Below are 14,424 nucleotides of genomic sequence, written 5' to 3'. Positions count from 1 at the left end.
TTTGACGTGGCGCGAGATCGCCACGAGGTCCGACGCTGTGTGCCTTCAACAATTCACGTGTACAACGGATCGACCGCGCACACCAGGGGGTCGAAAGCTGCCGCACCCCAGGCGATGGGAGTGGGAGGCACAGAGCTACCTACGGTCGGCATCTCAGGTCCTCAAGAGTGGCGACGTCCTTCTGGTGGGCGAGAATGGCGTTACGATCTCGGCGTGCGCCCACATGAAGCTCACGCCGATCGATGACAGTCTGGAGGTCTTCATTGCCGTTGCCGCCGTGAATATTTCGATTCGCGGGCACGGTGGTGCCGTCGCTGATGAACTACTAAGTCGTTGCATTGATGCCGGGAGAAAACGTGCCTCCGAGATGGGCCGGGCACGTCTCGTTGTCACGGGCAACATCCATGTTGAGAACTTTCCGAGTCAACGCATGGTCATTCGCGCCGGACTCGAACCAGTGGGCCTGCCGGTCGGCGACTACCAGAGGTGGAGGCTCGTACTCGCGCTCCGGTGAGCCTTGTTCGCGTGGGACAGCAGCCTGTTCGGCGGCACCGTTCGCGACGAAGTTCAGGCCGACGACAGCGGCGTCGAAGTCGGCACAGCCGCCGCGAGAAGTGCCGCACCTCTCGCACATACAAGTTCCGGCTCCTTCGGCGTGACGACTGCGCAGTCGAACCGTTCACTGACAACCGCGGCCAGCAGTGGAAAGTCGGGAGCGCCACCGATCAAGACGACGTGATCGGGTGTCCGTCCCGCCGGCGCACATCGCTGTAGCGCGTCCACGACCTCGACGACCTGTGGGCGGGCGAGCCCGTAGAGATCGTCGAGGGTGATCACCACGTCGTGATGCTCGAGGCCGCGACGTCCCGGAGTCTCGATGTCGAGATGAGTGGCCATGCTGCGCAACGAGGTTCGAACCTCGGCGCATCGCGCGCGAACCTGGGCGCGCAGCGCCGGATGGGCCGGCACCGGATACCCGGAGCGAGATGCCTTGGCCAGAACGCGATACTCGAGCCGATCGTCGAGGTCGGCCACGCCGATGCCCGGGAAACTGTGCGCGGTGACGGTGCTGAGATGACCGGAGTGCGGTCGGCGCGCGTACCCGACCACGGCTGAGGACCCACGGAGGTCGCACACGCCGACGCCATGTGACTCCTCGAGTCCGGTCGTGTGATCGATCCACCCGAGAGCCGCGTCGAAATCCGGTGCGAGAAGCGCGCGTTGACCGTGGAGCCCGGCGTCGACGAGTGCCCGATGAAACGATGACACCTGTGCCACAGTCCAATACGCCGGATGTGCGATCAGAACCCGGGAGGCGTGGGAGTGGACGGAGTCCTCGACGGCCGCGACGATCTGCGCGATGAGTGCTCCGGCCAGATCGTCGGCGAGACGGGCCGGGCCGCCCGACGATGTGGACAGTGGGCGCGGATCGCCGAGGTGGTCGAGGAAGTGACGGTAGATTCCGTCCTGTCGGCCGCGCCCGGGCAGTGTCGGCGATGATTCGGCGGGCCACCGGACTGCGACGGGGAAGATCTGGTGGGATTCGTGGAATGCGCTACCCCCGGGCGACGGGTCGTCGCTGACGACGGCCAGCACCCGGTCGGTCTGAAGATGAAGTCCGAGAACGATACTCATGGGAACCTCCGCGGTCATGCCTCTGTGCGTAGGTCGGCCCGGGAGGGTCTACCACATCTCAGTGTGAGCCCCTGACATGGGGAAATGCTGATGGCTGGATGTGGGATCGGTAACAGTAGGGCAGCGGTCGGTCGTGCCGGCGGCCGGGGAGCCAATCCCACAGAATCTGCGGTCCGGACAGAGCTTCCCCGCATCGACCGGTGCGCGCAGCCTGGACAGGTCATTCGGTCCCACTGATCGCACGGCCGGTCACACGGACGCCCGTGACGCGTGCAGAGGACAGGCGTCACCATCGCGCGGCTGAAACACCATCACGCGGCTGAAACCGCAGTCGAGATCGCCGGACACCAACTCCGCGGTAATCGCACTCGCAGCAGACGTAGGAGGTTGCGTCGCCCATGGCGTCACGCTCCGCGGCCACGATCGCCGAATGGTGGGATCGGCGTGCAGCATTGCAACCGACACGTGCCCGGCGCGTCCGCCACCTCGATGACGTCATCCCCAGAAGAAGTCGATACGCCCCAGTGGCGCAACCTGTTTCGCCGCATGCCACACCGGCGTTGACGGCGGCTGGGTCGAGTACAGTCCATGCGCCGCCGATGCCACGCGGTCGTACTGACTGGGCCAGTGGATCGTGTGCGCCAGTTCGTCGAGGACGTCGCGTCCGCGGCCGAGGGCGCGGGTGACGTGATCAGGGTCCGGCAACAGGTCGGACTTGTTGCCGTTGCAACTCGGGCAGGCCAGAACCAGATTGGCGAGTCCGTCGATGCCGACCCGGGACCACGGCAGGACGTGGTCGACGTGCCGGCGCGCCCGCAGGTGGCTGTGGCAGTAGAAGCAGTCGTTGCCGAAGTGCTCGCCGAGGATGTGGGCCGGGCGTTGCAATGAGACACGGTCGGCACCGAACAAGTGGTGCGAGAGGTCGGGCCCCTCGTCGAGGAGTTGCTTGTTCATGCGCCGCACGTCATCGACCCACGCCAGCTGGAAGGCCGGCTTCACCAGCGGTGCCAGGCGCGCGAGGGTGTGGCAGACGCCGGGGAACAGTTCGATGCTGTTGCCGTGTGCCTCGATGACGGCATCCGAAGGATGGCCGAGCCACGAGTCGTCGTAAAGGAAACACTTGTGCGGGCCGGTGCCGACCTTCTGAAGCAGCTTGAGAGGGAGTTCTACCAGCTTCTTCTTGATGGCGAGATGTGAGCGGCCATAGATGGCCGGAGAGTCGGCGGCAGCGGTGTCGAAAGGGACATCTCGGAGGGACGGTGATGCAACTGCGTAGCGGAGCTTGAGCACCTCGCGGAGAATGAAACTGTTTCCGGTGTTGGACTGGCGGAGAACGTGGCCGTCGAGGGGACGAGTCTGTCGCCAGTACATGTCCATCAGACGACGTGCGAAGAGGTTGAGGTCAACCGTGATTGCCGCGTCTGGATCATCCGTGACCAACTCGATGGCCAGATCGAGGAGCGTCACCATTACCGCAAGCTTGTACGTCGTGCTGCGCTGACCTTCCTCCAAGACCGCGACCAGGCGTTGGCCGAGGGTCAATGGATCTGTGAAGGACATGGGCAAAGTGTAGGGAGTGCGGCGGGGTCCCGAGCGTGCACACCGATCCTTGGGCGCGGGGTGGAGTCGACAACCTCGGAGACACCCGCGTCCGCGGATAGATGCCGATGCAGTAGGTAGGCACGCAACCTGGCCATGGGTACTGTGCCACCGCGCCTGCCTTTCCTCAGAGGATTGCGAACCAGCAGACGTCACCGGTGTCGGGGAGATGGCCGAGAGAGTCGACGGCCTGACGGATGCGCAGCATCACGTCGTGTGTCCGGCCGGCCCATGCCCGGAAAGGAACTGCGTCGGAGGATGTGAGGTCACCGGCGCTGACGCCGCGGTCGAGGAGGTCACCGACCAGATCGAACATGAACTCCTGCTGGCCGCGAGTGCCGTCCCGCCGCGAGAGGACCGCGGCAGAGCCGACGATGGCGGAGAACCCGAGCCAATCGGTGCGGGCGTAGTCGACGAGGTAGGTCAGTTCGCGCTCGTAGACGGCGGCCATGTCACCGTCCACGGCGCGCTGCCCTCGCCGCGAAATCATCGAGTGCGCCGAGAACGTCGTTCGCCTGCCACATCCGATTCCGGTTGAAACCGGTGAACTCCTGCAGCACCCCGGCGTTCACCAGCGGGGTGATGGCCCGGCCGGCGTTGGTGGGGGAGATGTCGAGTGCTGTTGCGACGGTGCGGGTGTCGACGACGGGCTGGCGGAGAACGACGTCGAGGAGCCGCCTGGCCGCCGACCCCCGCCGTGCCCGAACCATGTCGTCCCATCGGGCACGTACGCCGCGCAGTTCGGAAACGAGTTGTGTGGCTTGATGAGTCGCGGAGATGGCCGCGGTGGCCATGATTTCGACGATCGGCGTGACATCCCCGGAGCGGTAGGCGTCCAGAGTGGCGAAGTAGTGTTCGGTGTCGGCGAGCAGTCCGGCGGACACCGGCACCGTGACGTTGCGGGTCAGCCCGTGGCCACGCAGCATCGACTGCACGAGTGCGCGGCCGGTGCGCCCGTTGCCGTCGGGAAACGGGTGGATCGTCTCGAACTGCGCATGCGCAATGGCGGCAGTGACGAGCGGCGACATGTCGAGACGGCCCATGAAGGTGACCAGATCGTCGATGAGTTCGGGAACCCGCGCGGCGACCGGCGCCACGAACTCGGCATCGTGGGGACCAACGCTGGAGCCACCGACCCAGACCTGATCGGAGCGCCACCGGCCCGCGATCTCGGGGTCCTGGTTCTCCATCAGGGCGCGATGCATGGCGAGGACGGAACGGGCATCGAGGGTCTCGGCGAGATCGATGGCCGCCGTCATCGCCGCGACATTGCCGACGATGGCCGTGGCGCTGCGCTTTGCCGTACTGCCGAGTTCGGCGAGCGCGATCTGCTTGGCGCCGGAGGAGAGATTCTCGATCTGTGACGACGACGCTGATTCCGTTCGCAGCAGGATCGCTGCGAAGGGCGCGACCTCATGGCCGAGTTCGGCATCGAACCGGGTGATGACCTGACTGGCGTCGGCCACCAGAGCTGACGTGGTTGGGTGGAGAACGGGCGTGGCACTGGCAATGAACGGGACAACGGCCGCTGTGTAGGGCCCCGGTACCGTGCGCGTTGTGCACGGGTGAGCAGGTCCGGCGACAGCGTTGGCGTCCACTCGACCACTTCGGCGGACACCGCGGGCCGCTCTCCGGCTGCGGCGGAGGCCTCGGGCGGATCTGACGGCATGATCCGCCCATACTCTCACTTATTGAATAAGTGAGAGTATGGGCAGTTGCTACTCGGATCAGATGGGCGTTCCGGCACCTGTTTCCTCGGACAGGGTTGCCAGTACGTCGGTCAGCCCGATCTCGCGGGCGCCTCGTGCGACGGCAGCCACGAGTAGCGTGAGCTGTCCTGGGCCATGACTCGGCACTTGGAGTGCGAACGACCGGAGGTGCGGTGAGAGATCGCCATCGTGGCCTCGTCAGAAGGATGAGTGTGGCCGGTTGGGCCATAGACGACGACGGTCCCGTGGACCATGTACTTGCCGTCGTCATCAAGCAGACGGAGCTGCTGTTCCGCAGTGTGGATGTCACGTGGGGGCCATGCCTTGGCACTCGCGACACCGACTACGGCCATCGTGTCGACTTCCTGACGGTAGGACCCCACGTGCGGGTCGAGGTCGACGTCGTGCCCGCTGCGCTGTATGCCTCCGCCACCTTCGCGATTGATCATGCACCGCTGGAGAGAAGGATCGCTGCGTTGCGACTCGATGTTGAGGGCGTCACGGATGGTGTGCGGATCGCGACGGGGCGTTCTCACGCGGTATACGGGCACATGATGGGAGCTTTCGACGCACTGATTGACGACCTCGACCGGGAGAGGGTGCTGCTTCACTACGACGGCCCCCTCACCGACGACGACGGCACTCTTGTCGAACCGTGAACTGGACGAGCTGAGTGGTGCCGTCACTTCGCGCGGGCGTGCAACCAGATCGCGTGATCGATATCCCATGCAGTAACCCTGCGTTCCAATCGTTCTGAACAGACCGGGGCTGCAGCGCGCAGAATCACCGTGGCCTCTGTCGGGTCGACGTGGTGGCCGAGCGTTTGCCCGAACCATTTCAAGATCATCCGATCCGGCTTGATCCGGTCGCTATCGCCGACGAGCATCCAGAGGTATCCGCGCCGCACGCCATGCATGCCATCGCCGGGCACCGCGGCCAGTGCCGTGTCGACTCTGTTCAGGTCATTGGGACGGGTAAGGAGGGCCGAGGCGTCGGCGAGCGTTTCGATGCTGTTCTCAGAGAGAATCTCTGCGTAGCGAATGCTGGCCTCAGCCTTTGTGATTCCGGAACGAGTTGAGGTTCGCTGTCTGTTGGTCACGGCGAGAAGGGCTTCGACATCCAGCGAGGCGAGGCGAGAACTTGGGCACGGATCGTCCAACAGCCGATCGTCGACGCTGATGACCGGACGCTCAATACCATTCGCCTCGGCGAACGCGCGAACGAGAGGATCGACGACGCGGTCGTAGTGCGCCGCTATGCTCCAAACGGCGTCCAGAACGCAGAGCGAAATTCTGCCCCAGCGGGTCTCCCGGGGAGCAGGGTTCAGGGCGACGACCGCATCAACCACCGAGTCCTGATCAACGGCCACGATGTTCTCCATGTCGGCGCCGTTGCCTTGCATCATTGACGTATTCGTCTGGTCGGCGGATGAGTTACATACTGCGAGCATCGACGTCCCGCGGTGCGACGAGCGCGCCCAGTCCAGACCCGTGAAGCGCACCCACGAGCTCAGGACATCGCCCCGGGGTTGCGGAATCTTGTCCGACGACCCGTCGGTCTGAGTTCCGGCCGTTGATCATGTTGTCGCGCAATCGCTATGACGCCAGGGGCGGCAAGACGAAGACTGAGCCGTCCTTCTCTTGGACGATATCGATGGTCACATTGGCTCGTGAATCAGGCTGCTCGACAAGTGCACCGAGCTCCTGTAGTCGCCGCGATGTGTGGAGCAGCTTGTCCACGTCGCCGGGTGTGTAAAGAATGTCACGCTTGCCGCGCGATCTGTCGAGTTGCATGGTCGACAGGCGGAGCAGCACGGCGCTGAGCCGAGTGGCGAGTCCGTCTGTCTCACGTTCTTCGATCTGCAGAGTCTGGACGAACCGTTCGAAGGGGTTGCCCTCGTCGTGTTGCGCGTGCTCCACCGCCTGCAAGACGAGTGTGCGTCGCTTCAACTCGATCGCAGTTCGGGCCAACTGCACGTGAACGTAGAACTCGCCGGCAGGATCATCGAGCGTCGTGATTTCACGCGCCAACTTGCTCAGCTCGATGCTGCCGTCGCCGAAGTTGGCCAATGCCTGCTCCCACTTGGTGATTCGCGATTCTGCGCGGGCCATCGCCGTGTCGATCACGTTGACCGCGCTGTCAAGACCCAGACTTACACCGAGCTTCCCTTGGTCGAGCACGATGGACGTGGCTTTGGTGATCGCGCTCTTACAACCCTGTAGGTCATGCTGCTCGTCGGCGAGCTTGTCGGCGTGTAGCTTCTCGAGAAGTTCGGTGATGTGCTCGATCGCTTGCTGACGCTTCTGGTCGGCGTGTGCGCTCGCGGCAACTGCGACCGCCATCAGCACCAGTGGCGCGGCGACTGTGAGGGCTGCCGCTCCGGTGGCCGCGATGCCGACGGTGCCTGCGCTGCCGGCAGCAGCTCCTGCCGCTGCGGCCTTCCCGGCGCTGACCGGTACGAAGCTGGCGTGAGCGGCGATCTTGGATCCGTTCATCAGCGCGCTGTGGACCCCACCGTTTCCCGCAGCCTTTGCCGCCATCGGGGTGAGCGAGCCGGCGGCCATCTGCGCAGCGGCCTTTGCCGGGACCACCATGCGGTACAGCGTCTCGCCACCATCGGTCACGACCCTCGGAGTTCGGGTGACGAGCAGGGATAGCTGTTGGGCGAGGGGACTGGCAGCCGACAACGCCAGGCCGCTGGATCGGTCGACCGGGCCGTGCAGCGAATGGGCCTCGAGCGTGGCAATCGGCGCATCGGCGAAGGCTGCGAGCGCACCTCGCAGACCGTCGAGGCGCGCGGGTGTCATGGACGCATCGTCTAGCACCGCAGGGATCGTGGTGTCACGCGTGGTGAGAGTCCAGACGGGAACAACGTCGCCAGCAGGGTCGGACATCGGTACCTCTTTGTCGTTCTACGGGGTTGCGAACGAGCCGAATGTATCGGACGAGTCCGACATTGCCCAGTTCTCATCCGATCGGACTACAGGGCCTGCGATCGCGGAGAACACGCGCAGCGAATCGGCTAGCAACCGGTGGTGCGGCTGCGATACTTCGCTGAGCGCACCACCGCGTGCGTCGGCGACGGAGCCCCGGGGCGGATGCGGCGGTTTCGTCAATCAGCAAGGGGAGTGCACACCAGTGTCGAGTATCGCGTGGCTAGATACCTCACCCGAGGATGAACGGCGCATGCGCGAAATAGTGAGGCTCTTCAGCGATACCGGGACGCTCGACGACCTAGGTATCGGCCAAGTCAGAGACGGTCTCGCGGACCTGATGTTCCCGGGCACATCAACCATCCACGCGCGCCCGCGGTACTTCCTCATCGTGCCGTGGACATTCCAGCGGGCAGCGTCACGGCACACCGGGACCGCGATTACGTCGAAGGCCAACGACGAAGAGCGCAAGCTCATTGAGGTGATGCGCACCCCGCCGGCGGTGGACGGCATGATCGGAAAGCTTGCCGGCAAGGCGGTACGGGTCCTGCCCTCCCGCATCTATTGGTCTGCGTTGCAGCGGTACGGCATCCTCGCCGACGCAAAGTCGGTGACCTGGAATGTCCCCATCGACCCGCCCTCAGGATTTCCGCGCGAGCTCCCCGGCGGACTTGACCTCACAGCGGAGGAAGCAGAGTGGTTGCGCGAGCGCATCATGCTGACCTGCCGTGGAAGCTATCTCGCACATCTGCTCACCCATGGCCTCGACACAAGTCCGAACGACGCGGATTCCCCGTGGACACATCCATCGCTGGCAGCGGCGGACACAGGCCTTCAGAACATCGTCGAGCACGCTCGCATGTTCTCCCTCGCTATCAACGGAGCGACGCTAATTTACAACCTGATGGTGGCCGAGAAGTACGATTCTGTGAGCGCCGACGCGGATGACCTTGCCTCGGGGTACCGTGACGCGATCGACGAGTGGGCGACCGAACTCGAAGCCAACCGGGACCGTCTCACCGGCTGGGATCGCGGCAACTTCTGGGCCACAGTTCACGAAGGTCGAAACGCCCCCGTCGCCCTGTCGTCCCAGCTGTTTGCCGACAACTGGTTCGCCGAGTTGCGTGCCGCCGACGCTCGTACCCTCGCCGACAGCGCGCGTATCAGAGACATGATTGCCGATCGAGAACGCAAGAATAAGGGCGAGCAGTGCCGTCTGAACAATGAGCGTCAAATCCGAAACTGGGGCGGATCGTCCGGCGCAGGCCGACTCACTTTCCGCTGGTTCATCGTTCAGCGACTGCTGACAGATATTCGGGACGGACTTGCCAGTGCTGACGCCTGATGACCGTGCCACCTTGCTGGCCGAGCTCAAACCTGCACCGGGCTACGCCTTCGATCACCTGGTCACGACGACCTTCACGCTTGACCTCGAGAGCGCCCTGCTCCCGTGCCTGGCTCTCGCCGGAGCAGCGCGAGTCGATGCTGCCGACACCGTCGAAACCATCGCCGCTATTGAGTCCACCATCGACCACATCGACATCTTTCATCAGAACGGGCAGATCTCCGTGCCCCGCCATCGCTCGACGCTGTTTTCCCTCTTGGAGAACGCGACTCACGGAGTAACTCCACCGCGCGGACTCTTCCACCCCAAGCTATGGCTCGCGATGTACCAGGGTGACGACGGGGACGTGGCCGTCAAGCTCATTGTCTTGAGTCGCAACCTCACTCGCGACCGATCGTGGGACATCACCCTCACACTCGACGGGCGGATCACCACGGCCCCGCGCTCACAGAACAAGCCAATCGTCGATCTCTTGCGGTACCTGGCCGGGGCACCCAGCACCGCGATGCCAGACAACCGCCGCGAACGAATCTACGCACTCGCAGAGAGTATCCGACGCGCCGAGTGGGACCTGCCTTCGGGCGCAAGGGAACTCGACTTCCATGTCTTCGGCGTTTCTGGTCGCCCACAAGCCAAACCCGACTTCTCCGGGTACAAGCACCTCGTCGTGGCGCCGTTTGTCGAGGATGCCGGAATCCGGCGCCTGGGGGAGTACGCGGACAACGCGATGGCCGTCGTGTCCCGGCGAGATTCCCTGAACGGGCTTTCTCAGGACATGGCGGACTGGATCGGCTCGGCCTACGTTCTGTCCCCGACTGCAGGGATCCCCGCCGAGGACGACGAGCAATCGAGCGGGACCACTGTGCTCACGGGACTGCACGCGAAGCTGTTCTGCGTAGAACGCGCACGCCTCGCCCACCTGTTTGTGGGGTCGGCCAACGCAACCGGGTCGGCTTTTGACCGCAACGTCGAGATTCTCGTCGAACTGACCGGCAGCACCGCAGTATTGGGAGTTGACGCTCTCATCGGACCCGATGGCCTTGGTTCCATCCTGGACCGCACGCAGATCTCGCCCGGCACCGCGCCAGACGATGAGCAGCAGCACGCTCTCGATGCCTATATTCGTTCGGTTGCGAGCGTCGTGCTGACCGCCGAGCTCTCGCCGAACGAGGTCAGCGACCGGTACGACCTGCGAATCACCAGCGACCAGAGCGTACCCACGTTCGATTCCGACGTGACGATGAGTATCTGCCTGTTGACCGACCCGTCGACTACGACGGCCCTGCGAGCCGGCGAACCGGTGGCGGTGCACTATCGAGGCCTGACACTTACCGATATCACCGCATTCCTGGTGATCAATGTCCACGACAGCAGCGAGAATTCGAGCTCAACGGTGATCAAGGCGCGCCTCGTCGGCGACCTTCCGGACAGACTTGCCACCGTCATAACGAACGAGATCAACGATCCCCACGCGTTCCGACGTTTCCTCGCACTACTTCTCGCGTTCGGGGACGATTCGAACGAGTCCGAAGGTGCCGGCGCTGACGACAACGGACATAGTGGCCGCTGGGCGCAACTTGAGCAAGGTCTTTTCGAACAGCTGATGCGGGCCTCGGTAGCTCGACCGGAAGTGCTCGATCGCCTGTCCGGTGTGGTGAACACCATTGTCGCCCAAGGTGATCCCCACCGCGTCCTGCCGTCCGGCTTCGCTGAACTGTGGTCCGCGATTGATGCCGCAACCGGCACGAGGAGGAGCACAGCACGTGTCTGAACAGCCATTCTCTGCCGACGATGCGGTCGCTAAGCTCAAACCGTTCCAGCGGGCTACAGTCGAGCAAGTTACCGACGTCTTCTATCGGCGTCGTGCGGGAAAGCGGTACCTCGTCGCTGACGAGACGGGCTTGGGCAAGAGCCTGATCGCCCGGGGCGTCATCGCGAAAGCGATTGAACACCTGCAAGATGACCCCGCTGTCGGTCGTATCGACATCGTCTACATTTGCTCGAACTCCGACATCGCACGGCAGAACATCAAGCGGCTGAACGTGATCGGCAACGAGGTGAACCTCTCGACTCGGCTCAGCATGCTCGCGACCGCGACGCATCAGTTGTCGGCACGGGCCCCTGGTGTCGGAAAGCCGGTCAATCTCATCTCGTTGACGCCTCAGACCTCGTTCCCCGACAAGGGATGGCGCAGCGGGAAGGCGTCAGAACGCGCGCTTATCTTTCTGATCCTGAAACACGAGCTTGACTTGAGGGGCGCTCGGGCCACTGCGGCATATCGGATTCTGCAAGGGTCAGTCAGGACCTGGAATCGGTTCAAGGAGCGTGCCGATGCATTCGAAGCAGATCGTCAGCACGAGGCGATGATCAACGGCACACCCTTGCTCGATCCGGTCATCGTGTCGAAGTTCCTCGAGTATGCCCGGACGAGTGACCCCGATACGGGGCAGTCGCCCCTCGACGAGTTCGCTTCTCTCGTGCAGGAGACCAAGGCTGCCGGAAAGGTGCCCGGTGGAAATGACGCAGCGAACGCCATCGTGATAACCCTTCGACGCTTGTTGGCCCGCGCCGGCGTGGACGCGCTTCAACCTGATCTGGTGATCCTTGATGAGTTCCAGCGCTTCACCGACCTGCTGAAGCAGGATGAACCGATCAGTGAACTCGCTCACGACATGTTCAACTACGACGCCGCGCGTGTCCTGCTGCTGTCGGCGACGCCGTACAAACCTTTCGACATCGACGACAGCGGACTGAACGGCGGTGACACCGCGACACATCGGAGCCAGTTCACGGACACCCTCGACTTTCTCACCACGGGTCTGACGGACAGATCGGGAACCGAGACTTCCACGGGAATTGACAAGCTACTAGCCGAGTTTCGGGTTGCGATCACCTCGGGTGAAGATCCCACACCGCTTCGCGGTCGGCTTCGCGACGAGTTGTTGGGTGTAATGTGCCGCACTGAACGGCCACCCGCCGTGACCGACTCGATGATCGATGAGCGGCGGCTCCCCGCATCATCGGTGGAATCTGACGATGTGCGGCAGTTCATCGGACTCTCTGACCTCGCTGACCATCTCGGAACACATCTCTCCATGGACGTGTGGAAGTCCGTGCCAGCGCTCGTCCACTTCATGGACTCCTACCAGCTGGGTTCCTTCGCCGCCAAGAACCTCGATGATGTCGAAACACGCTCGAAGCTCAAGCAGCTCAACAGGATTGATCCGGTCGCTATCGATCGGTTCGACGAGATACCACGTCAGAACCCCCGCCTGGACGTGCTGATCAACGACACCACCGATGCGGGCTGGCAGCAGCTACTGTGGGTTCCACCGTCGGTGCCATACCTGAAACCCGCTGGTCCCTACGCCGATCCTGGTCTGCAGACGATGACCAAGAAACTGGTGTTCTCTCAGTGGCAGGCGACACCCACATCGGTGGCATCGCTTCTCAGCCATGACGCGAGCCGACGCATCGCACGATCAGAGACAGCTACGCGGCGCGGCATCACCGCAAGTCGGGAGAATGTCTCACAAAGACTCCAGTTCCGCCGAAGCGGAGAAGAGCTGGCCGCGATGGCCTCGTTCATGCCGTTCTTTCCGCTGCCTGGGCTTGCCGATGCGACGGATCCACTGCGGTTGGCCAGTGCGGCCGGCCGGCCCTACGACCCTGAGTACGCGGAAGTGCGCTTCGCTGGCGAGTTGCGAGGTCGGTTGCCCGCGGACGTGACCGAATCAGGCTCGAACGAGGTCGCGGCCCTCATGTGGCAGTGGCCGCTGATGATTGCTGATTCTCAGCTCGATCAGGCCTTGACCGGAACAGTGGCCGGTATGTCGCCAGCCGACGCGGTTGCTGCGCGCGTGGTTGATCCACGAGACCCCGACGGCGCCTTCGGTGAAACCCTTACTGCTCTTGATGAATATGTGCAGGAGGCGATCTCTGTACATCGCGGGCGCCACGATCACGCGTTGGCGGCCATACCCAAAGGGCTGACGCTGCAGACTGCACGATTGGCATTGCATTCGCCGGCGAACTGCGCGTGGCGCGCCTTCGGCCGACTCGATGGCGACATTTCGCAGGTGACGATCGGTGGGCGATGGCGAGCTGCCGCAATTCTGGCCTCTGGCCTGCGCACGCTGTTCAATCGGTGGGAGTCGGCGCTGATTCTCGACGAGCTGTACCGCGAGGATGCCCCGTATTGGCAGAAGGTGTTGCGGTACTGCGCCGACGGGAATCTTCAAGCCGTGCTGGACGAGTACCTCTTTCACTTGGAGGCAGTGGAGGGCGAGTCCGTTCATACCGACGAGTCTCTGATTGTCTTCGCACAGCATGCGGCGAAGGCACTCAAGCTCAATCCCGCGATCTACAAGGCGAAAGATCCACTGGGAGAGGGTCACGATATCGACTTTCGATGCCGTTTTGCTCTCCGCTACGGCGATGCCAAGCAAGAAGACCAGTCGGCTCGCCCCACCGACATTCGCGAAGCCTTCAACTCGCCGTTCTGGCCGTTCGTACTCGTGTCCACCAGCGTGGGACAGGAAGGCATCGACTTCCACCCGTGGTGTCACAACCTCGTGCACTGGAACGTCCCCAGCAGTCCCGTCGACTTCGAACAGCGGGACGGCCGTGTCAACCGCCACCGCGGTCACGCGGTGCGACGAAACATTGCCGACAAGCACAGCGCGGAGATGCTCGCGACCGGTAACCCATGGCGGGCGGCTTACACGGTGGCCGCCAAGGATGCGCCGTTCAGTGAGATTGGTGGGCTCGCACCTGACTGGGTGTATCCCGGACCGTACAAGGTGCTGCGTGATCTGATGCCATACCAGCTCAGTGTCGACGAGGCTCGGATCCAGCGGACGAAGGAGCGAGTTGCGTACTACCGCCTAGCTTTTGGTCAATCTCGGCAAGCGGATCTGATCTCCATCGTGGCTGCAATTGGAGTCGATCCGGATGACGCAGAGCGGTGGAGGGTGGACTTGCGGCCGTAGGTCGCGGCTCGCCTTCGCTGGCAGTCCCGGATTGACGGTGCGTAGAACGCGTTCCATTGGGCAAAAGGTGTAAGCCGGATGATCCGGTGGCGGGTCCCGTGTTGTGAGTATGAAACGGCTCGCCTTCGCTGGCAGTCCCGGATTGACGGTGCGTAGAACGCGTTCCATTGGGCAAAAGGTGTAAGCCGGATGATCCGGTGGCGGGTCCCGTG

General features: G+C 63.4%; 11 protein-coding genes. 5 read left to right on the top strand and 6 right to left on the bottom strand.

Annotated elements, in window-relative coordinates; all coding sequences use genetic code 11:
* Positions 1 to 223 precede the first annotated feature (223 nt).
* The gene (locus tag ACWDPV_RS22740) at positions 224 to 514 is read left to right on the top strand and encodes a hypothetical protein (protein ID WP_348807564.1); all 291 of its coding nucleotides are present in this window, start codon (positions 224 to 226) and stop codon (positions 512 to 514) included.
* Between the two features lie 53 nt (positions 515 to 567).
* Here ACWDPV_RS22740 and ACWDPV_RS22735 read toward each other — a convergent pair whose 3' ends face one another.
* The 4 genes from ACWDPV_RS22735 to ACWDPV_RS22720 all read right to left on the bottom strand — a co-directional run bounded on the left by ACWDPV_RS22735 (position 568) and on the right by ACWDPV_RS22720 (position 4,700).
* Positions 568 to 1,635 carry an Hsp70 family protein gene (locus ACWDPV_RS22735; RefSeq protein ID WP_449744800.1) on the bottom strand — a complete coding sequence of 356 codons (1,068 nt, stop codon included), beginning with the start codon at positions 1,633 to 1,635 and terminating at the stop codon, positions 568 to 570.
* 495 nt (positions 1,636 to 2,130) lie between these two features.
* The gene (locus tag ACWDPV_RS22730) at positions 2,131 to 3,195 is read right to left on the bottom strand and encodes an HNH endonuclease (RefSeq protein ID WP_449744799.1); all 1,065 of its coding nucleotides are present in this window, start codon (positions 3,193 to 3,195) and stop codon (positions 2,131 to 2,133) included.
* Positions 3,196 to 3,361: 166 nt separating this feature from the next.
* Positions 3,362 to 3,685, bottom strand: a complete 324-nt coding sequence (locus ACWDPV_RS22725) for a hypothetical protein (protein ID WP_449744798.1) — start codon at positions 3,683 to 3,685, stop codon at positions 3,362 to 3,364.
* A 1-nt stretch (position 3,686) separates the two neighbouring features.
* The gene (locus tag ACWDPV_RS22720) at positions 3,687 to 4,700 is read right to left on the bottom strand and encodes a Fic family protein (protein ID WP_449744797.1); all 1,014 of its coding nucleotides are present in this window, start codon (positions 4,698 to 4,700) and stop codon (positions 3,687 to 3,689) included.
* A gap of 455 nt (positions 4,701 to 5,155) precedes the next feature.
* Between ACWDPV_RS22720 and ACWDPV_RS22715 the strand changes: the two genes are divergently transcribed.
* Positions 5,156 to 5,602 (top strand): hypothetical protein, encoded by a 447-nt coding sequence (locus ACWDPV_RS22715; protein ID WP_449744796.1) that lies wholly within the window; start codon positions 5,156 to 5,158, stop codon positions 5,600 to 5,602.
* Positions 5,603 to 5,625: 23 nt separating this feature from the next.
* Here ACWDPV_RS22715 and ACWDPV_RS22710 read toward each other — a convergent pair whose 3' ends face one another.
* Positions 5,626 to 6,348 carry a hypothetical protein gene (locus ACWDPV_RS22710; RefSeq protein ID WP_449744795.1) on the bottom strand — a complete coding sequence of 241 codons (723 nt, stop codon included), beginning with the start codon at positions 6,346 to 6,348 and terminating at the stop codon, positions 5,626 to 5,628.
* Positions 6,349 to 6,538: 190 nt separating this feature from the next.
* Positions 6,539 to 7,837 (bottom strand): hypothetical protein, encoded by a 1,299-nt coding sequence (locus tag ACWDPV_RS22705; RefSeq protein WP_449744794.1) that lies wholly within the window; start codon positions 7,835 to 7,837, stop codon positions 6,539 to 6,541.
* Positions 7,838 to 8,081: 244 nt separating this feature from the next.
* Between ACWDPV_RS22705 and ACWDPV_RS22700 the strand changes: the two genes are divergently transcribed.
* Genes ACWDPV_RS22700 through ACWDPV_RS22690 form a run of 3 tightly spaced genes read left to right on the top strand, consistent with a single transcriptional unit; the run spans position 8,082 to position 14,212 of the window.
* Complete coding sequence (locus ACWDPV_RS22700) at positions 8,082 to 9,221, top strand: DUF6361 family protein (RefSeq protein ID WP_449744793.1); 1,140 nt, start codon at positions 8,082 to 8,084, stop codon at positions 9,219 to 9,221.
* A complete protein-coding gene (locus ACWDPV_RS22695) occupies positions 9,208 to 10,992 on the top strand; it encodes a phospholipase D family protein (RefSeq protein ID WP_449744792.1) in 1,785 nt (594 codons plus the stop codon). The genes ACWDPV_RS22700 and ACWDPV_RS22695 overlap by 14 nt, the downstream gene beginning before the upstream one ends.
* Positions 10,985 to 14,212, top strand: coding sequence for a DEAD/DEAH box helicase (locus ACWDPV_RS22690; RefSeq protein ID WP_449744791.1), 3,228 nt, complete (start codon positions 10,985 to 10,987; stop codon positions 14,210 to 14,212). Before ACWDPV_RS22695 ends, ACWDPV_RS22690 begins: the two co-directional genes overlap by 8 nt.
* Positions 14,213 to 14,424 lie beyond the last annotated feature (212 nt).

It is taken from the genome of Gordonia sp. NPDC003504 (assembly GCF_053587995.1).
The sequence above is the reverse complement of the archived record's forward strand: the minus strand, read 5'-3'. Positions and strand labels throughout refer to the sequence as shown.